At 56.8% G+C, this 20,286-nt stretch carries 14 protein-coding genes and 7 pseudogenes; 8 read left to right on the top strand and 13 right to left on the bottom strand.

All coding sequences use genetic code 11. The features are described from left to right. Window positions 1-7: 7 nt before the first annotated feature. The 5 genes and pseudogenes from PSQ19_RS07790 to PSQ19_RS07810 form a co-directional block, all read right to left on the bottom strand. A pseudogene (locus PSQ19_RS07790) lies at window positions 8-1,124 on the bottom strand (mandelate racemase/muconate lactonizing enzyme family protein). Continuing rightward, window positions 1,124-2,210: pseudogene (locus PSQ19_RS07795) on the bottom strand (ABC transporter ATP-binding protein). The pseudogenes PSQ19_RS07790 and PSQ19_RS07795 overlap by 1 nt, the downstream one beginning before the upstream one ends. 9 nt (window positions 2,211-2,219) lie before the next feature. Then, window positions 2,220-3,077, bottom strand: a complete 858-nt coding sequence (locus PSQ19_RS07800) for a carbohydrate ABC transporter permease (RefSeq protein WP_282220306.1) — start codon at window positions 3,075-3,077, stop codon at window positions 2,220-2,222. Then, window positions 3,074-3,967: a carbohydrate ABC transporter permease gene (locus PSQ19_RS07805; RefSeq protein WP_282220307.1), complete on the bottom strand. Its 894-nt coding sequence runs from the start codon at window positions 3,965-3,967 to the stop codon at window positions 3,074-3,076. The genes PSQ19_RS07800 and PSQ19_RS07805 overlap by 4 nt, the downstream gene beginning before the upstream one ends. A gap of 184 nt (window positions 3,968-4,151) precedes the next feature. Then, window positions 4,152-5,481: pseudogene (locus PSQ19_RS07810) on the bottom strand (ABC transporter substrate-binding protein). Window positions 5,482-5,709: 228 nt separating this feature from the next. Here PSQ19_RS07810 and PSQ19_RS19345 point away from each other — a divergent pair. The 8 genes and pseudogenes from PSQ19_RS19345 (at window position 5,710) to PSQ19_RS07845 (ending at window position 11,253) form a co-directional block, all read left to right on the top strand. Then, on the top strand, window positions 5,710-6,048 hold the full coding sequence (locus PSQ19_RS19345; protein ID WP_328517746.1) for a helix-turn-helix domain-containing protein: 339 nt from the start codon (window positions 5,710-5,712) through the stop codon (window positions 6,046-6,048). Then, on the top strand, window positions 6,011-6,487 hold the full coding sequence (locus PSQ19_RS19350) for an IclR family transcriptional regulator domain-containing protein (RefSeq protein WP_328517747.1): 477 nt from the start codon (window positions 6,011-6,013) through the stop codon (window positions 6,485-6,487). Before PSQ19_RS19345 ends, PSQ19_RS19350 begins: the two co-directional genes overlap by 38 nt. A 14-nt stretch (window positions 6,488-6,501) precedes the next feature. After that, on the top strand, window positions 6,502-6,831 hold the full coding sequence (locus PSQ19_RS07820) for an L-rhamnose mutarotase (RefSeq protein ID WP_282220309.1): 330 nt from the start codon (window positions 6,502-6,504) through the stop codon (window positions 6,829-6,831). An 85-nt stretch (window positions 6,832-6,916) separates the two neighbouring features. Continuing rightward, window positions 6,917-7,977: pseudogene (locus tag PSQ19_RS07825) on the top strand (Gfo/Idh/MocA family protein). Then, window positions 7,974-8,525 (top strand): MaoC family dehydratase, encoded by a 552-nt coding sequence (locus PSQ19_RS07830; protein ID WP_282220310.1) that lies wholly within the window; start codon window positions 7,974-7,976, stop codon window positions 8,523-8,525. The pseudogene PSQ19_RS07825 and the gene PSQ19_RS07830 overlap by 4 nt, the downstream one beginning before the upstream one ends. After that, window positions 8,522-9,679 carry a CaiB/BaiF CoA transferase family protein gene (locus PSQ19_RS07835; protein ID WP_282220311.1) on the top strand — a complete coding sequence of 386 codons (1,158 nt, stop codon included), beginning with the start codon at window positions 8,522-8,524 and terminating at the stop codon, window positions 9,677-9,679. Before PSQ19_RS07830 ends, PSQ19_RS07835 begins: the two co-directional genes overlap by 4 nt. Continuing rightward, a pseudogene (locus PSQ19_RS07840) lies at window positions 9,676-10,804 on the top strand (extracellular solute-binding protein). Before PSQ19_RS07835 ends, PSQ19_RS07840 begins: the two are co-directional and overlap by 4 nt. Next, the gene (locus tag PSQ19_RS07845; RefSeq protein WP_282220312.1) at window positions 10,804-11,253 is read left to right on the top strand and encodes a MaoC/PaaZ C-terminal domain-containing protein; all 450 of its coding nucleotides are present in this window, start codon (window positions 10,804-10,806) and stop codon (window positions 11,251-11,253) included. The pseudogene PSQ19_RS07840 and the gene PSQ19_RS07845 overlap by 1 nt, the downstream one beginning before the upstream one ends. 28 nt (window positions 11,254-11,281) lie before the next feature. Here PSQ19_RS07845 and PSQ19_RS07850 read toward each other — a convergent pair whose 3' ends face one another. The 8 genes and pseudogenes from PSQ19_RS07850 to PSQ19_RS07890 form a co-directional block, all read right to left on the bottom strand. Next, window positions 11,282-12,274 carry an ABC transporter ATP-binding protein gene (locus PSQ19_RS07850; RefSeq protein WP_282220313.1) on the bottom strand — a complete coding sequence of 331 codons (993 nt, stop codon included), beginning with the start codon at window positions 12,272-12,274 and terminating at the stop codon, window positions 11,282-11,284. Then, window positions 12,264-13,303 (bottom strand): annotated as a pseudogene (locus PSQ19_RS19780) (ABC transporter ATP-binding protein). Before PSQ19_RS19780 ends, PSQ19_RS07850 begins: the two are co-directional and overlap by 11 nt. Beyond that, window positions 13,278-14,420 carry an ABC transporter permease gene (locus PSQ19_RS07865; RefSeq protein ID WP_282220316.1) on the bottom strand — a complete coding sequence of 381 codons (1,143 nt, stop codon included), beginning with the start codon at window positions 14,418-14,420 and terminating at the stop codon, window positions 13,278-13,280. Before PSQ19_RS07865 ends, PSQ19_RS19780 begins: the two are co-directional and overlap by 26 nt. Further along, window positions 14,417-15,400 (bottom strand): ABC transporter permease, encoded by a 984-nt coding sequence (locus PSQ19_RS07870; RefSeq protein WP_282220317.1) that lies wholly within the window; start codon window positions 15,398-15,400, stop codon window positions 14,417-14,419. Before PSQ19_RS07870 ends, PSQ19_RS07865 begins: the two co-directional genes overlap by 4 nt. Window positions 15,401-15,678: 278 nt before the next feature. Further along, window positions 15,679-16,854, bottom strand: a complete 1,176-nt coding sequence (locus tag PSQ19_RS07875) for an ABC transporter substrate-binding protein (protein WP_282220318.1) — start codon at window positions 16,852-16,854, stop codon at window positions 15,679-15,681. Beyond that, on the bottom strand, window positions 16,814-17,518 hold the full coding sequence (locus tag PSQ19_RS07880) for an ABC transporter substrate-binding protein (RefSeq protein WP_282220319.1): 705 nt from the start codon (window positions 17,516-17,518) through the stop codon (window positions 16,814-16,816). Before PSQ19_RS07880 ends, PSQ19_RS07875 begins: the two co-directional genes overlap by 41 nt. Before the next feature lie 34 nt (window positions 17,519-17,552). Then, window positions 17,553-18,708: pseudogene (locus tag PSQ19_RS07885) on the bottom strand (mandelate racemase/muconate lactonizing enzyme family protein). Window positions 18,709-18,722: 14 nt separating this feature from the next. Then, window positions 18,723-20,246, bottom strand: a complete 1,524-nt coding sequence (locus PSQ19_RS07890) for a sulfatase family protein (protein ID WP_282220320.1) — start codon at window positions 20,244-20,246, stop codon at window positions 18,723-18,725. Window positions 20,247-20,286 lie beyond the last annotated feature (40 nt).

Below are 20,286 nucleotides of genomic sequence, written 5' to 3' on the forward strand. Positions count from 1 at the left end.
GAACGTCTCAACTATCCTGACTTATCGTCGCGCGGCTGCCCTCGACCACCTGCCGGTCGATTGCGTCAAAATCCCAGGCAATGCCCAGCCCCGGTGCATCGGACGGTCGCGCCTTGCCATCGGCAATGTTCATCTTTTCGCTCGTCAGATCATCGAGCTGCGGGATATATTCGACCCATCGCGCATTGGGCACCGCCGCGCAGAGCGACACATGCAGGCTCCATCAAAAAGTGCGGACTGACCGCAATATTGAAGCACTCAGCCATATGCGCCACCTTGAGCCATGGCGTAATCCCGCCAATTCGGCCCACGTCCACCTGAATGACCGATGCCGCGTGCCGCTCCAGATATTCGCGGAAATGCAACACCGAATATATGCTCTCTCCCACCCCGATCGGCACGCTGGTGTGCGCATTCAGGCGTTGATGGCCGGCAATATCGTCGGCTGGCAACGGCTCTTCGAGCCATCCGATATCCAGCGGTTCATAGGCGCGTGCCCGCCGAATGGCCTCGTCCACCGCAAACGCCTGATTGGCGTCGGTAAAAATCTCGAAATCGGCGCCCACCGCCTCGCGCACCGCCCCGATCCGCTGCACGTCCTGATGAATGGGCCGCCCCACCTTGAGCTTGCACCCGCCAAAACCTGCCGCCTTGGCGCGCAACGCGTCTTCAACCAGCGCCGCCTGCTCAATATGCAGCCACCCGCCTTCAGTGGTATAAAGCGCGACTTCCGGCTGTGCCCCGCCCGCCATTAAATGCAGCGGCAATCCGAGCTTGCAGCATTTCAAATCCCACAGTGCTGTATCAACGGCGGCCATGGCAATCGCGGTAATCGCTCCTACTGTCGTTGCATGGGTCCTGAACAGCATGTCGCGCCAGATGCGCTCGATCTCCATCGCATCGCGCCCGATCAGCGCCGGGCACAGCGTGCGCTCCAAAAGCGCCATCACCGAATGGCCGCCAGTGCCAATCGTATAGCTATAGCCCGTCCCCACCACCCCATCGCTGTCGGTAATCCGAACAAATGGGGTTTCCTGAGAAACAAACGATTGAATGGCGTCCTGTCGTCTGACCTTTGGCTTCAGGTCAACCATGAACAGTTCGATGCGGACGATCTTTGCCATTACGCGATCACGCTCCGCCCACTTGCCTTGTCAAAGACGTGCAACCGGCTCAGGTCGAGCGTGAAGCTGAGCGCCTCGCCCTCGGTCACGACGCGCGGATTGAGCATTTTGCCCTGAACTTCCCGCCCGCCCAGATCGCTGTAGAGGATCGTTTCGGTACCAAGCGGCTCGGCAATATTGACGGTGCGCTCAATGGCCAGTGCATTGGCATCTCCATGCAGCGAATGCCCTTTTGGCGCAAAGCTTTCAGGCCGGAAGCCCAAAATGATCGCCTGCCCTTCGCTCACTTTGTGGTTTGCCGACAATGGCACTTCCACCCCGTCCGACAAAACTGCCTTGCCCGAACGCACCACTGCATCGAGCCTGGTTCATTGGCGGCGAGCCAATGAACCCGGCAACAAACGTATTGGCTGGCCGTTCGAACACGTCGGTAGGCGTGCCGATTTGCTCAATATAGCCGTCACGCATGATCACGATCCGGTCGGCCAGCGTCATCGCTTCGACCTGATCGTGGGTCACATAAATCACCGTCGTCTTGACCCGCTGATGCAGCTTCTTGATTTCAACCCGCATCTGCCCGCGCAGCTTGGCATCCAGATTGGACAGTGGCTCGTCAAACAGAAATACATCCGGATCGCGCACGATGGCCCGTCCCATCGCCACGCGCTGACGCTGCCCACCCGACAGGTTGGCCGGCAAGCGATCCATATAGGGCCCCAGCCCCAAAATCTCGGCCGCCGCGTCGACGCTTTTCTTGATCCGCGCCTCGTCCTGCCCCGCAATCTTGAGGCCAAACCCCAGATTGTCGCGCACCGTCATGTGGGGATAAAGCGCATAGGATTGAAACACCATCGAGATATTGCGCGCCCGTGGCGGCAGTTCGTTGACCACCCGGTCTCCGATGGTGATGGCGCCATCGCTCGCATCCTCCAGGCCCGCTATCATTCTCAGCGTCGTGGACTTGCCACAGCCCGACGGCCCCACCAGCACCACAAATTCATTATGCGCGATCTCAAGGTCGATGCCATGCACCACCTCGGTCTTGCCATAGCGTTTGACGACTTTTTCGAGGCGAACTTCAGCCATGATGCTTCCTTACTTGACGCCGCCGAAAGTCAGGCCGGCGATCAAATGTTTCTGGACAACGAAGGTCAAAACCAACGCGGGAATAATGATGAGAACAGCCATGGCGCTCATGCCCGTCCAGTCCACGGTGAACTGGGCGGTAAAGTCCATCAGGCCCACGGGCATGGTCTTGGAGGCCGTGGTACGGGTGAGCTGGCTGGCCAACGCATATTCGTTCCACGAGGTCAAAAACGCAAAGATCGCTGCTGACGCCAGGCCAGACCGGGCCAGTGGAAATTCCACTTTCCAGAACGCCTGCCAGCGCGTGCACCCATCGATTTGCGCCGCCTCGGACAGATCAACTGGGATCTGCCGGAAAAACCCGTCGGTCAACCAGATGGTGAACGGCACATTGACCGCCAGATACACCAGAATCAGCCCCATCGATGTATCGATCAGCCCGATCCGGGCCCAGATGATAAAGAGCGGCAATGACAGCGCCACGCCCGGCACCGTGCGGCTCAGCATGAACGCCAGGAACAGCCCGCCCTTGCCCGGAAACCGGAACCGCGCAAATGCGTAGCCACCCGCCATGCCGATAGCGACCGCGACCAGCGTCGAGGTGACCGAGATCACCAGCGAATTGATAAAATACTGCGCCACTGGCAGGCCCTGTTGCTCACTCGACAGGCCGAACAGTCGGGCAAAATTATCCAGCGTCGGGTTTTGCGGTATCCATACCGCTGGCCGCGCCAACACCTCGATATTGGGCCGGAACGCCGTGACCACCACCCAAAGGCCCGGAATGGTCAGAATGGCCATGGCGACGAATACGCCAAAGCGGATTAGCCAGCGCTGCCAGGGCTTTTCAATCGTGAGACGGCTCATTGTGCGCCTCCCATAAAGGTGCGGGCGCTCACCAGCTTCCTGTAAAAGTAGAAGGTAAAGACGATCGACAGGATGATCGACACATAGCCCATGGCGTTGGCCATACCCATCTGGCTGTTCTGATATCCGGTGCGCGTCATCAGAGTCCAGATCAACTCGGTGCGTCCCGCCGGGCCACCATTGGTCATGATCCGCACCATGTCATAGGCGCGCGCTACATCGAGCGAGCGAATGGTCATCGCGATATAAACAAAGGGCATGAGAAACGGCAGGGTGATATGCCGAAATACCTGCCACGGATTGCAACCATCCACCCGCGCCGCCTCGATCGGCTCTTTGGGCAGCGCCATCAACCCCGCGAGCAACAGGATGGCAAAGATCGACGTCGACATCCAGATTTCTGCAAAAATAATCGAAAAATTGGCGAGATTGCCATCAACTAGCCAGGCAATCGGCTGTTTTATCAGGCCAAGGTCAAATAGCGCATTGTTGACCAGTCCAATCGAGTCATTGAACAAATATTTGAACTGGAAGCCCACCAGGATGGGCGAAAACATCATCGGGAACATCATGATTGTGCGCAGGGTACGCTGTCCCCAGGTGATCTTGTTGACCAGCAATGCCAGCCCCAAGCCCAGCAGCATCTCAAGATTGAGCGCGATGGTAATGAAAATGATCGTACGCCCGAACGCCCACCAGAAATCGCTATTGCCCATCAGCCGCTGATAATTGCGCAGGCCAATAAAATTGAACAAGGTTGCCGGTCGGGTCAGATTATAGTTGGTAAAGCTGGTCCAGAACGAAACCAGTAGAGGCAGCAGCACCACCGATAGAATGACGAGCGCCGCTGGCAACAGCAGGAGATAGGGCGTTGCCGCAGGTGAGCGCATGAACGCGCCTATGCGATTACGCGGCTTGTGATGCGGCATAGTCTCAACACTTGCGCTCAAACCTGCACCCCCGAAATAATCATGTGGTCGGCAGTGCCTGCCAATCCAAATTCGTCCGGACGCAGGCCCGGACGAATATCGCGAAATACGCTGCTCCAGCCAGGGCCGGAGCAGCAACGAGGAACTAGAGCAATCCAGCGTCTTCCATGATCACGGTCGCATCGGCCGCGGCCTTGTCGAGAGCCTTCCTGCGGGGTCTTTTCGCCCACGATCGCGGCCTGCAACTGAGGCCACAGAATGTTGGAAACCTCGATCCATTGCGGAATCAATGGCGGCGTACGTGCGTCTGCCAGGGAGGCCTGCCAGATCGGGAACATTTCAGCCAGTGCGGGCTTGTCGTTCTCTTTGAAGTATTTGATCACTTCATCGAACGTCTTGGTCCGCGTGGGCAGATTGCCTGCCTCGGCTTCCATCATCTCGCTCTCGTCATTGGTCAGGAACACAGCAAGGGAAACAGCAGCTTCCTTGTTGTCGCACGCCTGGGTCACCGAGAACGAGTGCGAACCGGACCAGCCACCGCGAACCCCTGCACTGCCAACCGGCGACACGGCAAAGCCGAGAACGTCGGAGATCTTGGAGGCGGAGGGATCGCTGTAGAATCCGGCAAAGCCGGGCCAGTCAAGGTCAATTGCCAACTGCCCAGCGGCCATGGCCTGCCCGATATCGTCCCAGGTATAATTGACCGTGCCAGCGGGTACCGCACCGGCATCATAGATATCCTTGAACCACTCAAGCGCGGCTACGCCCTCAGGCGAATTGAAGATCGGCTTCCAGTTTTCGTCAAACAGGTCGCCGCCATTGGCGCGCAGGATTTCCATGAAACGACCCGACATGCCCTCGTCCTTGCCGGCAAAGGCAGTGCCATAAAGGTTCGGGGGATCGGCCAGAAAAATGATCTGCTGCTTGAGTTCGTCAAAGGTCTTGGCCGGCGCCAGATCGGTGCCAAACTTTTCCTTGTACGCCTTCATATTGGCAGGATCTTCGTAAATGTCCTTGCGGTAATAAATGTTGGACACGTCGGTAACGCGTGGCAACTGCACCAACCGTCCGTCGACCTCGGAAGCGGCCAATGTGCCGGGCACATATTTGGCCAGTTCTTCGGCCGGGATCATGTCCCTCAAGTCGATATAGAGATCGCCATATTGGGGCGCAAAACTGGTGTGGTTCGACCCCAGGCACCAGCTGATCTGGCCTGTCGCGATGTCCTGTTTGATCTCGCGGTCAAGATCAAAATGGTTCTTGGACGACACGATTTCGACCTTAGCGCCCGTCATGGCCTCCCACTCGGGAATGCGCGTATAGAGTTTTTCGTACTGGGTGCCGCCAATCAGCTTCACCTTGAGCGTATAGTCGGGGAATGACCCATAATCAAACTCTTGCGCCAGCGCGGTGCCGGACAATGCAGCCACGGCACAGGACGCCAAAAGGGCTTTCGCCAGGAATTTACTAACCATTGATTTCTCCTCCACAGGGGACCTTTCGGTCAACGCCGCCAATTTTGGGGGCTTGATAATCCATATTTGAAAGATCTATTTGTAGGTAAGCACAATCCGTGCAATGACGTCAACAGTCGTCGCGACACGACACTGCGCATTTGCTGACCCGTGCGTGACGGCCAACGTTACCCTAATGCTACCACCTGTTAGTAGCAGGGTACGGATCGGTATAACGGGAGTTGAACCTTGATCACACTGGACGACGATGATCGCTATCGCGCCCCGGCACTGGACAAAGGTCTTGATATAATTGAGCTTTTGGCCGAAACCGACGACGGTTTGAGCCAGGCTGAAATTGCCAAGGCCCTTGGCCGCTCCCCCAATGAAATCTACCGCATGCTTGAGCGTCTCGTTCGCCGCAACTACGTCCGGCGCACCGTTGAGGATCGCTATGAAATCACCCTGAAACTCTTCGAGGCTCGGGCACGCTCGACCCCCGATGAATCGCCTTGTAAACCAGGCAAAACCAGTCCTTCGCCAGTTCGCCATGGAGGCCGAACAGGCCTGTCATCTCGTCATTCATGACCGTGGCCATCTTGTCGTCGTTGCCCAGATGGATGGCCCCGGATATTGGAACGTCTCTATCCGTATTGGCAGTCGTGTCGGCCTTGTTAACACGGGGTCAGGACACATTTTTCTCGCCTATCATAGCGACGAAGAAGCTAAATTAATGCTGGAAGAACAAGGATTTACCGATCCAAACGCCTTGCCAAAAGGCCTCGATCAGCGGCTCACCACTGTGCGCAAACTCGGTTACGAAAACATGCCCAGTGCACAGGTTTCCGGCGTCTTCAACCTCTCCGTCCCGATCTTCGGCCCTCTTGGTTCCGTCATCGCCGCCCTCACCTGCCCTTACACCCAGCGTATCGACAAGGCCAATGCCCCCAACATCACCGAAGCATTGACAATGTTGCAGGCCGCAGGACACGAATTGTCTCAACGATCCAGCGAAAAATCGAAATAAACAGGAGAACGTCAATGAAACGATATGGTGCCGTCATTGGGTTGGACGCTGCCCAGATTGCCGAATATACAAAAGTTCACGCCGAGGTCTGGCCCGATGTTCTAAAACAGATCAAGAACAGCAATATCACCAACTACTCTATTTTTCTGCGCCAACCAGAAAACCTGCTTTTCGCCTATTATGAATATACCGGCCAGGACCACGACGCCGACATGGCCGCCATGGCCGCCGATCCCGTCACCCAGAAATGGTGGGACCTCTGCATGCCCATGCAACGCCCCCTCGACACCAGAAAAGACGGCGAATGGTGGGCCCCTGCCCACGAAGTTTTCCACCTCGACTAGTCGCCGAAGCCAGCTTGCATAGTTCGCTTGTATGTGAAAAGATTATTCACATAAGAATGAACTGCTTGCTGAAGGACGGTTGAGGATGGAGGATAAGAAACCACTGCGACAGGCTTGGCCGCGGCCGACCGCGCCTCTGCCGATTGTCATCATCGGCGCTGGGGGCATCGTCAATGACGCCCACCTGCCCGCCTACAAATTAGCCGACCTGCCGGTGGCGGGGATATTTGACATCGACGCGGAAAAATCCACGGCGATGGGCGCAAAGTGGGATATCCCGACATTCAAAACCCTGGCCGACGCCGTGGCCACACCCGGCGCTGTATTTGACCTGGCACTCCCCCTGCCGCCCATCTGGAGGTGTTGTCAGAACTCCCCGATGGCGCCACGGTTTTGTTGCAAAAGCCCATGGGTCGGGACCTTGCTGAAGCAACAAAAATTCTTGAATTGTGCCGAGCCAAGTCCCTGACAGCAGCGGTCAACTTCCAGTTGCGGTTTTCGCCCATGATGCTGGCAGTTTCCGATGCGGTAGAGCGAGGTTGGCTGGGGGATCTGGTCGATATTGAGGTTCATCTGAACCTTGTTACCCCTTGGCATCTCTTCCCGTTTCTCAAGCGCATGGAGCGGGTCGAAATTGCGGTTCACTCCATTCACTACCTCGATATGATCCGTTCGCTGCTGGGTAATCCCGAGGGCGTCCACGTTCGCACTCTAGGCCATCCCAATCACGATCTGGCGCAAACCCGCACCAGCGCGATCCTCGATTTTGCCGATGGCATTCGCACCACCTTGTCGATCAATCATGATCATGATTTCGGTCGTCGGTTTCAGGACGCCAGCTTCCGCGTCGAAGGCACGCAAGGCGCTGCAATCATCAAGCTTGGCCTATTGCTCAACTATCCCGAAGGCGAGCCCGATGAGCTTTGGATCGTGCAGCGTGGCAAGGACTGGCACCAGATACCCCTGACAGGCGGATGGTTTCCCCACGCATTCGTGGGCACCATGAGCAATTTGCAACGCGTCGCAGCAGGCGAGGATTCAACGCTCATAACCTCGGTCGAAGATGCCTGGCACACCATGGCATTGGCTGAAGCCGCCTTTACCTCCGCTCGATCCCCGGCTACCCCCATCAAGGAAAAACCATGAGCAGCGCAACAGTTGGCGTCTCCTCGACACACCCTAAAACCATGCCCTCCCACCACGCTGAACTACCGGTCTGGAACGCAGAAAACTGGTTTTATGAAGACTGGACGGTTGGACACAAAATCCGCTCGCTCCGCCGCACCATGTCGGAGGGTGAATCCATGCAGTTCAACGCGCTGGTGACGGACATGCACCCGTATGTTGCCGACGAAATATTTGCCACGACGGAAGGTCAGTTCAACAAACGCCTGATCGCCGGTGCGCTGGTCTTTTCCGCCGGACTGGGGTTGGTCGCCACCAATTGCGTCAACGCCTTTTCCTATGGCTATGACCGCCTGCGGTTCATCAAGCCAACCTTTATCGGCGACACCATCTATACTATCCGCACCAATCTCGACAAACGCCCGAAATATCAAAAGCTTGGCCTCTGCCGCGCCAGCTACGAAGTGTACAAGGGCGACGGTGAGCTGGTGCTTTATTGCGAACATCTCCAGACCGTCAAATACCGCAACCCCGAAGCCTTCGCCAACCAGATTGATAAACCATCATGAGTACGTTAAAGCCCGGCCTACTCGATGGACTGGTCGTCGTTGATCTATGTCAGTTCCTGTCTGGTCCTTATGCAAGCCTGCGATTGCAGGATCTTGGTGCCCGCGTCATCAAGATCGAGCGGCCCGCCGGCGGCGATTTGAGCCGAAGCCTGTATTTGAGCGACACCGAGATTGGCGGGGACTCCACCATCTTTCACGCCATCAATCGCTCCAAGGAAAGTCTCGCCCTCGATCTCAAAAATCCCGACGATCTGGCGGCACTGCGCAAGCTACTCAGCAAGGTGGATGTCGTATTACAAAATTTTCGACCCGGCGTCATCGCTCGGCTCGGCCTCGATTATGAGGCGGTAAAACTACTCAATCCCGACATTGTTTACGCATCGATCACCGGTTATGGCGAGGACGGTCCATGGGTTGATCGTCCAGGGCAGGACCTGCTCGCACAGGCCCGATCTGGCGTCATGTGGCTCAACGGTGATGACGATCAGGGCCCGGTGCCCTTCGGACTGGCGATCGCCGACATGCTTGCAGGCGCTGCCGTGGCGCAAGGCATTCTGGCCGCTTTGGTACGCCGCGGCATATCGGGCGAAGGCGCCCACATAGAAACCTCTCTTCTTGAAGCGCTGGTAGATTTTCAGTTCGAAGTGCTGACCACCCATTTAAATGATGGCGGCCGCATTCCCAAACGCAGCGCCTTCCGATCGGCTCATGCCTATTTGTCTGCGCCTTATGGCGTCTATCCCACCAGCGACGGCTATATCGCCATTGCCATGACCCCAATTGGAAAATTGCGAGACCTGCTCGATATTGACGCCCTGACTGCCTATGAAGAGCCAAAAACCTGGTTTACGGCGCGCGACCAGATCAAGAAGATCATTGCCGATCGGCTGGTCACCGCCACCAGCGAGCACTGGTTATCAATACTGGAGCCCGCTGACATCTGGTGTGCCACGGTGCTTGATTGGCGCCAACTCATGGACAGCCCCGGTTTCAAGACTCTCGACATGCTCCAGACTGTCACCCGATCGGACGATGTGAGCATTGTCACCACCCGCTCACCGCTCCGCGTCAACGGCGAGCGTGCCAGCACCGGACGGGCCGCGCCGCGCATCGGCGAACAAAGCGCCGCCATTCGCGCCGAGTTCAATCTATGAAAAAATTGAAAGGCATGACCTGGAGTCACCCGCGCGGCTATGATCCGATGGTGGCGACGGCGCGGCAATGGCACAAAGATACAGGCGTCGAAATAAGCTGGGACAAGCGCAGCCTTCAGGACTTTGAGAGTTTCCCGGTTGAGGAGTTGGCACGCCAATATGATTTGATCGTGATTGATCACCCCCATGTTGGCCAGATCACGGCTGAACACTGTCTTGTGCCGCTTGACGTTGCCGGACGAGAGACCGAACTGGCCGATATGCGAGCCCACACGGTAGGTCAGTCGTTCCAGAGCCTATAATTGGGATGGCCGCCAATGGGCATTTCCCATCGATGCGGCAGCGCAGGTCCAGGCCTATCGACCCGATCTATTGCCAAAACCGGCTACGAGCTGGGATGAGGTTATTGCATTGGCCAAAAATGGCCAGGTGATATTGCCGATGCGCCCGCCCCATTCCCTTATGTGTCTTTACACCTTGGCCGCAAACCTTGGCCATCCCTGCCCCACCGGCGGCCAGAACGAATTGCTGGATCTGCCAACGGGCGTCAAGATTATTGCCCTCCTGCGGGCGGTCACCGACCATATCGGTGCTGACCAGTTCGATATGGACCCCATTGACGCCTCGGAGGCTATGGCAAAGCCCGATAGCCCCTTCGCGATCATGCCCCTGGGCTACGGCTATCTCAGCTATGGACTAGCGGACTTCCGCCCAAAGCGGCTAAAATTTGCCGATATTCCCGCAGCAGGCACTGCTGGTCCGTCCGGCTCAGCGCTCGGCGGCACAGGCATCGCCATATCCGCATTTTGCGACCATAAGGCCGAGGCAATCGATTATGCCTATTGGGTGGCAAGCGCACCGGTGCAGCGCGGCCTCTATGCTAAAGCCGGTGGCCAACCCGGTCATGGTCTTGCTTGGGAGGACGACGCGGTCAATCTGGCCGTCGACGACTTTTATCGGTGTACACGCAAAACGCTGGAAAAAGCCTGGGTGCGACCGCGTCACAACGGCTACATGGCCTTTCAGGACGCAGCCGCCCGACGCCTCAATATCGGATTGCAATCGCGCGAAGAACCCGCCGCCATCATTGAGGCCATCAACCAACTGTTTCGAGAGAGCTTTTGATGGAACACGAGCGCTATTTTGAAGACTATGTTCTGGATCATACCCGCACGACGTTCGGGCGTACGATCACAGAAAGTGATTTCGTCGTACATGCGGGCCATACCGGGGACTTTTTCCCTCACCACATGGACGCCGAAGCCATGAAATCGAGCCAATGGGGCCAACGGATTGCCCACGGCACCCTGACCTTTGCCATAGGCATTGGTTTGACCGCCACGGAGATTAACCCGCTGGCTTTTTCCTATGGGTACGACCGTTTGCGGTTTCCAAAACCGGTCTTCATTGGCGACACTATCCATACCCAACTCAGGATTGCCAGGCTGGAAGACGATCCAAAACGCCTCGATCATGGCCGGATAACCGAAGAAGTGCGCGTCATCAACCAGCGTGACGACGTCGTGCTCGCCTGCGATCATATCTATTTGGCCAAGCGCAGAAACCCGACCTAGTATCGACACCTCACCTGATGCGTGGCCGCTAAATCTCCCCGGCGAAATGGCAGAGCACGGCGACGCCGTCGATCTGTTTTTCAGGCGGAGAGGAATTTCGACATATGTCCTGTGCATGTGGGCAGCGTGGCGCAAACTGGCATGCGTCGGGGCGGACCCCGCCACTCGGAATTTCACCGGCACCACGCCGCGCCCGCTTTTCCGGCCGTTTGCGTGGATCAGGCACCGGCACCGCATTGAGCAGGGCACGGGTGTAAGGATGCTTGGGATTGTTGAACAATTCGTCCTTGTCGGCCAGTTCCACGATCTGCCCCAGATACATCACCGCGACTCGATCGCAGATATGCTCGACCACCGCCAGATCATGGGCGATAAAAATATAGGTAAGTTCGAACTGCTCCTGCAGATCCTGCATCAGATTGAGCGTTTGCGCCTGGATCGACACATCCAGCGCCGAAACCGCCTCATCGGCGACCACCAACTGCGGATTGGTCGCCAGTGCACGCGCAATGCCTAATCGCTGGCGTTGACCCCCCGAAAACGCACCAGGATAACGGTGCAGAATTTCCGGGCGCAAACCGACGTTGGTCAATAGCGTCGATACCCGGTCGGCCAACGCACTGCCCGAAAGCTTTTCCGACTTCCTGAGGCACTGACCAACAATTTCGATCACCGGCAGCCGCGGATTGAGCGAGGACTGTGGATCCTGAAACACCATGCGGATATCGCGCCAAATTGTACGCAACAGGCTATCGTCGCTAGTGACCAGCTCAACTGGCTCCTGCGCCTTGCCAGTATATTGGATCGTGCCCGCTGTTGGGGTTAGAATACGCATGATGCACCGGCCCAACGTCGTCTTGCCGCTACCGCTTTCACCCACCACGCCAAATGTTTCGCCGCGCTTGACCGAAAACGAGACGTCTTCGACAGCACGCACCACGGATGTGGACTTGCGAAAGGCGCCCCCGCTCAGCGGGAAATGCATGCTCAGCCCGTTGACTTCCAGAATGTTATCGGACATCGGCCAACTCCGACGAATAGAGGAAACACGCCACTTCGGACTCACCCTGTTTGGTCAGTTCGGGTTCGGCCCGATCACAGACGCCGGGCATGTACCGCTCGCAACGCGTACGGAACGAACACCCAGAAGGTCGTGCCAACGGATGCGGCACCATGCCCTTGATCGCAGGCAATCTTTTCTTGCGCACCCCACCAATGCGCGGCACCGATTCCAGCAACGCCTGCGTATAGGGATGCTTTGGATTCTCGAAAACCGAATAGACGTCACCGCGCTCAACAACTTTGCCCATATACATTACCGCGACGTCTTCAGCCACTTCCGCCACCACCCCCAAATCATGGGTAATGAGCATCACCGACATGTCGAACTCTTCCTTGAGATCGGCAATCAAATCGAGAATTTGGGCCTGCGTTGTGACGTCCAGCGCCGTAGTCGGCTCATCCGCAATCAGCATGCGCGGCTGACAGCTAAGCGCCATGGCGATCATCGCCCGCTGGCGCATACCGCCGGACAGGCTCGAATGGATAGGACTCATAGCGCCTGGCAGGGTTGGGAATTCCGACCCGGTCGAGCATGTCGATCGCGGCCTCCCTGGCTTCTGCCTTACTCATCCTGCGGTGCAGCAGAATGGTTTCGCTGATTTGCTTGCCGATCTTCTGGATCGGCCCCAACGACGACATAGGTTCTTGAAATATCATCGAAATATCGCTGCCGCGAATTTCCCGGATAGGCTCTGGAGGTGGGACTCATCGCTGCGAGATCCACGGTGCGGCCGTCGGCAGCGCGATAGGTGATACTGCCCTCAACGATTCGTCCCGGCGCATCGACGATGCGCAGGATGGAGCGCGCCATGATCGATTTGCCACAACCGCTTTCACCCAGAATACAGGTGGTTCGGCTTTGCTGGACGTCCAGATCGACGCCATCAACCGCCTTGACCACGCCATCAGCGGTAAAAAAGTGCGTCTTGAGACCACGAATACGCAGCAGCGGTTCGGGGCTATCAGTGTGCATTGGGGTCAGCGGCATCACGAAGGCCGTCTCCTAGGAAATTGAATGCTAGAACCGCAATGACGATCACCGTACCAGGTGCAATCAGCAGCCATGGTGCCTGGGCGATCGAGCGGATATTTTGCGCCTCCTTGAGCAGCGTGCCCCATGACACGATTGGCGGTTGAAGGCCAATGCCAAGGAAGGACAGCGAGGTTTCAGCCAGGATCATCAATGGCACCGCCAGCGTGAGCGAAGCGATGATATGGCTCGAGAAGGATGGCACCATGTGCTTCAGGATCACTTCGCCATGGCTGAGCCCATCGAGCCGCGCCGCAATGATGAAGTCCTCATTGCGTAACGACAGGAATTTGCCACGCACTTCTCGCGCCAGACTTGTCCAACCGATCATCGACACGATAAGGGTCACCACGAAATACGTTCGCAACGGTGGCCAGTCCAGCGGTATGGCGGCGGCAAGCCCCATCCACAGCGGGATGGTCGGCACCGACCGGATAAATTCGATGAACCGCTGGATCAAACCGTCTAGCCAGCCACCAAAATAGCCCGAAATGCCGCCCAGCAGCACCCCGATGACCAGCGACATGGCGACGCCGACAAGTCCGATGGACATGGATATGCGCGTACCGACCACGATACGGCTGAATATATCCCGGCCCAGCCGGTCGGCACCGAACAAATAGAATGTGTCGCGTGGATTTTTCGCGCCGAACAGATGCAGGTCGGTGTCGATCAATCCAAACAGCTTGTATTCAAATCCGTGGACGAAAAAGCCCAGCGGGATGATCTTGGTGTCATCGATCTCGAAGGTTCGACGGCGTGCCTCTTTATCAATCGTGGTTTTGAGACCTTTGACGTGAGGCAGGAAAACAGTTGAACCATCGTCGCCTGGGGCGAACAGATGCATCATTTGCGGTGGGGCAAATGTGTGGCGTACGCTGGTTTTGCTAATGTCGGCTGGCGCCACAAATTCAGCAAACGCCGCGATCAGGTAGATAAGAATAATGATCACGCCACTGATGACAGCCAGCCGATGGCGCATGAATTTACGCCACACCAGTGCCCACGGCCCCAGAACGACCGGTGAGTGCTCGGCGGGATCGTCGGCTAAGGGAAGAGTTGAGGCTTGGGTCATTGATATCTGATCCTTGGGTCGATCCATGCCAGAAGCAAATCGGAAATGAGCGTGCCCACAACAGTAAGAACACTCACGATAAGAATGAGCGAACCGGCCAGATACATGTCCTGCACCAAAAGCGCCCGCAGCAGCATGGGGCCGGTCGTGGGCAGGTTCATCACCACCGAAACGATGATTTCCCCCGAAACCAGCGTTGGCAGAATCCAGCCAATCGTGGAAATGAACGGATTGAGTGCCACCCGCACCGGATAGCGCAACAGCAGTTGAAATTCGCTCATGCCCTTGGCGCGCGCCGTCACCACATAGGGCCGATAAAGTTCATCGAGCAGATTGGCCCGCATGATGCGGATCAGCGCCGCCGCGCCCGACGTGCCAATCACGAAAATCGGCATCCAGATATGTTCCAGCAGATTGCCAAATTTTGCCCATGTCCAGGGCGCGTCAAGATATTCCGGGCTGACAAGCCCCCCAACGCTTTGCCCAAAATAGCGGAAGGCCACATACATCATGACCAGCGCCAACAGGAAATTGGGTATCGCCAGGCCGATAAAGCCGAAGAACGTCGCGATATAGTCCCCGGCCGAGTATTTTTTGACCGCCGAATAGATACCGATGGGCAGCGCCGTCAGCCAGATAAAGGCCAGTGTGAGCAACGAAATCAGGAACGTCCACCCCAACCGATCCCAGATCAGATCGGTAACCGGACGGTTTTTCTCAAAGGACAGGCCAAAATTGCCGTGCAGCAATATGCCACTCATCCATTTGCCGTACTGCACATACATCGGCTCACCCAGACCGTACTGCACGCGCAGTGCCTCGATAGCCGCGTTATTGTCCGAACCGGCCTCGCCCATATCGGCTGCCAACGTGTCGAGATAGTCCCCCGGCGGCAGCTGGATGATCGCGAATGTAACGATCGACACCAGAAACAGGGTCGGAATCATATAAAGTATGCGACGGGCTAGAAAACCGAGCATGGCATCGTGGCTCCCGCTGTTGGACCGATGGCAACAACCACCAGCCATTTTGCAATTGCAGGCATTACCCAAAGTCCTTTGTGGGTCGAATGTCGGCAGCTAAACCGCCGACATGAAAGGTGTTTTGTATAGGCGTCGAACTGGTCCGGGCGCAGCCCGGACCAGCACTGTGGCATCAGGGCAGCGCTTTGCCGCCTTCAAAGTAGAACTGCGCCGTATAGGGAGCCGGATACCAAAGCTGTCCAGCGATGGGCAGCGGATCAGGAATGTTGCGCATATTATTGCGTGCGATCCCGAATGCTGGCTCGTTCTGAACCAGACCCACTGTGAACAGGCTCGGCCTTGGCCAGATCAAGAACATGCTTCATCTTGGCTTTCTGTTCTTCTGGCGTCGTAGCAGCCTTCACCTCGTCATAGGCAGCAAAGATTGCCTTGACGTCTTCTGGCGGCTCTTCGCCCTTGGTGTGGTCAACGCCCCACTCAGCCCACAGGCGCGCCCAATTCACCGAATTGCTAGGTTGCGGCACATAGCACATTGGCTGGGTATAGACATCGGCCTGACCACCACCGCAGTTCCAGATATAAGCGTCCTGCTCATTGTTGGTGGTCATGTCGATCAAGCGCGAACGGTCGGTAGCGCGCACCTGAAAGTCAATGCCCACATCAGCGGCATAGGCTGTAACCAGTTCCATCGCATCGGGGAACTGAACCCCGAACACATCCGCAACCATGAACGTAAGTGTGAAGCGCTTGCCATCAGGCCCAAGCCGGAAGCCCTCGCTGTCACGTTCGGTCAGGCCTGCCTTGTCGAGATATTCGTTGGCCTTGTCCGGGTCATACTCAGTGTATTCCTTGGAAAATTCCTCGTCATAGAGCACTGAGCCTGGTTGTGGCGATGTCTGGGCCGCATGTCCCGACCCAAAATACAGCAGGTCAATGATTTCCTGCCGGTTCATGGCGTAGCTGATGCCGATACGGAAATCCCGATTGTTGACGACCTCACGCTTGACCGGATCGGTGTTGTTGAGGTTCATCATCAAAATGACGGTACCGGCTGGCAAATCATTTGTATCAAAGAAATGATACTTGCCGCGCTCCATATTGTCGGTCAGCACCGCTCGGTAGGAGGGTCGTCCGACATGGCGGTTCATATAGTCGATTTCGCCGTTGAAGACCTTGAGCAGAATGGTTTCAACATCTTCCACCTGATCATAGGTGATCCGGTCGATATAGGGGAGTTGCTGCCCTTCGGGATCGACTTTCCAATAATATGGATTGCGTTCCGCAACCACGCGATCGGTCGAGCCGTAGGCGTTGGTCAAATGCCAGGCATGTAGCGTCGGGCGATCCGGATTTTGCCAGAATAACGGGGTATCCATGGCACCAGCCTTGAGACCGAACAATTGCACCCAGTCAGAGGCAGCCGGCTCGGCATCTACCAGGCTCTTGCACATCAGGATTATATTTGATGTGGAACTGCTTGAGATAGTGCTTGGCATAGGCAGTTGGATAATAGCCAAAACCATATGCCATGTTCTGGATGAACAGGCCATTTGGCGTATCAAACGCGAACTTGACGGTGTAGTCGTCAATCTTGGTCACGACCACCGGTCCATTGGGACCAACATAGTTGGAGTCCCATGTCGGCGTCAGGTCACGATTGGAAAACACGTCCTCGTACCAGAACATGACATCGTCGGCGTTGAACGGCTCACCATCTGACCAACGCATGCCTTCACGCAGTTTGAAGGTGAACGACTTGGCGTCTGGCGATACTTCCCAACTTTCTGCAATATTGGGTTTGACCTCAGTCCAGGTCGCGTCCCACCGCACCAGATTTTCACTGCCGATGGTGCGAACGAGGTTGTGCTGGTCACCACCGCCCAGAATGGCGCGGCGCAACGTGCCACCATATTCACCAGGCTGTTCAATTACTTCCATGACCATTGGTTCATTGGGCATACGTTCTTCGACCGGGGGCAGTGTGCCCGCGTCAACCATTTCCTTGAGCATCGGCGCTTCTTCAAAAGCCAATGCTGGAAAACAGAGTGCGGCAACAACGCTTGCTGATGCCAGACGGAAAATCCACCGTCCGTGTTTCGACTTGATGTGCTGCATGTTGTCCTCCCTTGCAGTTACACAAAATTTCGTCTTACCAGTTGGTTACAGAACCATCCGGTCGCCTCAGATGTGGCGGTTCCACATGAGTTGGTTTGGAGGCGCGGATAAGCGCCTCATTGACCTCTACCCCAAGCCCTGGCGCGTCGGGCACGATGTAAACCGGCCCTTCCATTGTCACCTGCTTGGGGAAAATTTCGGGATCGTGAAAGCCGAGGGCTTCCACCGGGCTCTGCCGGGTTTCCAGCCAGGCTCAATTGGGTACGGCTGCACCAAGATGTACGGACGCCGCCGTGCAGATCGGCCCCAGCGGATTGTGCGGCATCAGATCAATATAATGCCGTTCACACCATCCAGCGACCTTCGTCGCCTCTGTGAACCCGCCAATATTGCAGATATCGAGCCGCATATATTGCGTCAGACCGCGCTCAAGATAGGGTCCGGCAGCCCATTTCGACGCGAACTCTTCGCCGATGGCAAAGGGCACGTCGGTCATACCGCGCAGCATCGCGTAGGCTTCGGGCGTCTCGTTGCGAATTGGCTCTTCAAGAAAGTTCAATGTGCCGGGGGGCAACATATTGCAAAAGTTCGCCGCCTCAGCTGGTGACAGGCGGTGGTGATAGTCAATGCCGATGACCAGTTCAGGCCCAAATTGCTGGCGCAGCGCAATCAGATCGCGAGCTGTCTGAGCGATGGATTTGTTGGGTTCAAAAATAGTCCCGGTATCGTAGTAGCTTGGCGTAACCCGCACACAATCCCAGCCAGCTTCGACCAGCGTGCTGACCTGGTCACGCACCTCTTCATAGCTTTGCCCGGTGGCGCTGGCGAAGGAAGGAACAACGTCGCGCTGGCGCCCACCGAGCAGCTGATAGACCGGCACATCAAGCGCCTTGCCCAATATATCGTATAACGCAAGGTCCATCGCTGAGATGGCAGCGGTAAACACCCGTCCGCCTTCAAAATACTGGCTGCGATACATTTCCTGCCAGATACGCCCGATCTTGCGCAGAATCCTGCCCCACCAGAAACTTGGCAAAATACTCCAGCGTTGCAGCCACAGCCTCTGGACGCGCCGAGAGCCCGGATTCGCCCCAGCCAACGATACCGTCCTCGGTCTCAACCCGAACCAACAGCTGATTGCGCCGACCCACGCGGGCAAGCAACGGTTCAATGGAGGCAATTTTACTCAAAAACCATGTCCTTTTCAGTGCCAGCCAACGCGCGGCGCGGCGGGTATTTCGTCCGCCGGGCGGCTGCGGATCATATCTGTCAGTTCACGGCGAACGCTAGCGCGCCCGGCGTCGTCAAACAGGTTTTCCATTTCATGCGGATCGTCGTGCAAATCATAAAGTTCACCCGTGCCCGTCGTCAGGTCGAGTGACATGCGATGCCGCGCAGTCCTCACGGTGCGCAGGTCAAGATCAATGCCGGAGCGGCTGGCATCGACTTCCCATTCGCACAAGGCAAAGTCGCGACTATCGCGCCCCGACATCAGGCCGCGCCATGAGGTGCCATTGTCCTGTTCCGCGTCCAACCCGCACAAATCCACCAACGTACTGCGGATATCGAGCGTGCTGATCGGATCGCCGATGACCCGGTCTTCTGGCACACCCGGCCCCTGGATCAGGCAGGGCACTCGTAGCAACCCATCATATAGCATCGGCCCTTTGAGCAGCAGGCCGTGATCGCCCAGCCACTCACCGTGGTCGCTAATGTAAATGACGATTGTATTGTCCAGTTCGCCAGCAGCCTCCAGCGCATCCAGCATCCGACCGACCTGATGGTCCACAGCTGAAATCATGCCATAATAGATCGCCGTAATGTCGCGGAGCGCCGCTTCGTTGAGCGCGCCCTTCTGACCCCAGTCGACACCGCCCTGATTATGCTCAATGCCTTGCTGGGTATTCTTTTTTTCAAGAAACGCCCGATGCCACCAGGGACGTCGGTCCAGATCCAATTCAAAATGGGTCGGCAGATCCACCTCGGACGGGTCGTACAAATCGGACCACGGGCGTGGCGCCAGAAATGGAGGATGCGGATCGGGAAATGAAACCCAGGCAAAATAGGGCTTTTCATTATTACCGTTGATCATCTCGACTGCCCGATCGCCAATCCAGGGCGACGAGTGCCATTCATTGTCCAGCGCCGAACGCCAGGCCTGAAAATGGTGCGACTTTGGTGGCAAATGCTCCGCCGCCTGCGCCCATCGCTGGCCACCACGACCATCCTGATCCAGCCAATATTCGTGATGCAGAGCTTCGGGCGGCTCCGCCCATTTGGTGTGGTGGTGCGGGCGCAGCATTAACTGCGCCTTATCAAAACCGAAGAACGGCCCCTGCCAGTCCTCTGGATAATCCTTTGCGCTGGCCAGACATTCTGGCTTCCCGGTAGGCTGAAAAGTCTGGTGCGACGAAAAATGCGCCTTCCCGATAAAATGGCTATCGTACCCGGCAGCCGCAAAAACGGCACCCAGCCCCTGCCCCGCCAACGCTTCATCAAGATCACGGCCATTGTCGCGAACGCCATGCGTATAAGGCAGTTTGCCGGTCAGGATCGACGCACGCGCGGCCTGACACATCGGGTGGGGCGTAATGCACTTAGAGAACCGCACCCCATTGGCGCCGATCCTGTCGATATTAGGCGTATTGACCTGTCGCGGTTCCGCGCCGATGCAGTCGCCACGTTGCTGGTCGGAAGATATGAGGATGACATTGGGTCGTTTTGTCATTCGCCGCCCCCATTGCTGCGGTGAGCCTCGGTTTCCATTT

Origin of the sequence: Devosia algicola (genome assembly GCF_028816455.1) — a bacterium.
GTDB classification, from domain to species: Bacteria; Pseudomonadota; Alphaproteobacteria; order Rhizobiales; family Devosiaceae; genus Devosia; species Devosia algicola.

Bases quoted from the DNA above. Each gene is read 5' to 3' on its own strand.
- PSQ19_RS07800 (WP_282220306.1), bottom strand. From the start codon at position 3,077: ATGAGCCGTCTCACGATTGAAAAGCCCTGGCAGCGCTGGCTAATCCGC.
- PSQ19_RS07805 (WP_282220307.1), bottom strand. From the start codon at position 3,967: ATGCGCTCACCTGCGGCAACGCCCTATCTCCTGCTGTTGCCAGCGGCG.
- PSQ19_RS19350 (WP_328517747.1), top strand. From the start codon at position 6,011: ATGGAGGCCGAACAGGCCTGTCATCTCGTCATTCATGACCGTGGCCAT.
- PSQ19_RS07820 (WP_282220309.1), top strand. From the start codon at position 6,502: ATGAAACGATATGGTGCCGTCATTGGGTTGGACGCTGCCCAGATTGCC.
- PSQ19_RS07830 (WP_282220310.1), top strand. From the start codon at position 7,974: ATGAGCAGCGCAACAGTTGGCGTCTCCTCGACACACCCTAAAACCATG.
- PSQ19_RS07835 (WP_282220311.1), top strand. From the start codon at position 8,522: ATGAGTACGTTAAAGCCCGGCCTACTCGATGGACTGGTCGTCGTTGAT.
- PSQ19_RS07845 (WP_282220312.1), top strand. From the start codon at position 10,804: ATGGAACACGAGCGCTATTTTGAAGACTATGTTCTGGATCATACCCGC.
- PSQ19_RS07850 (WP_282220313.1), bottom strand. From the start codon at position 12,274: ATGTCCGATAACATTCTGGAAGTCAACGGGCTGAGCATGCATTTCCCG.
- PSQ19_RS07865 (WP_282220316.1), bottom strand. From the start codon at position 14,420: ATGACCCAAGCCTCAACTCTTCCCTTAGCCGACGATCCCGCCGAGCAC.
- PSQ19_RS07870 (WP_282220317.1), bottom strand. From the start codon at position 15,400: ATGCTCGGTTTTCTAGCCCGTCGCATACTTTATATGATTCCGACCCTG.
- PSQ19_RS07875 (WP_282220318.1), bottom strand. From the start codon at position 16,854: ATGTGCAAGAGCCTGGTAGATGCCGAGCCGGCTGCCTCTGACTGGGTG.
- PSQ19_RS07880 (WP_282220319.1), bottom strand. From the start codon at position 17,518: ATGCAGCACATCAAGTCGAAACACGGACGGTGGATTTTCCGTCTGGCA.
- PSQ19_RS07890 (WP_282220320.1), bottom strand. From the start codon at position 20,246: ATGACAAAACGACCCAATGTCATCCTCATATCTTCCGACCAGCAACGT.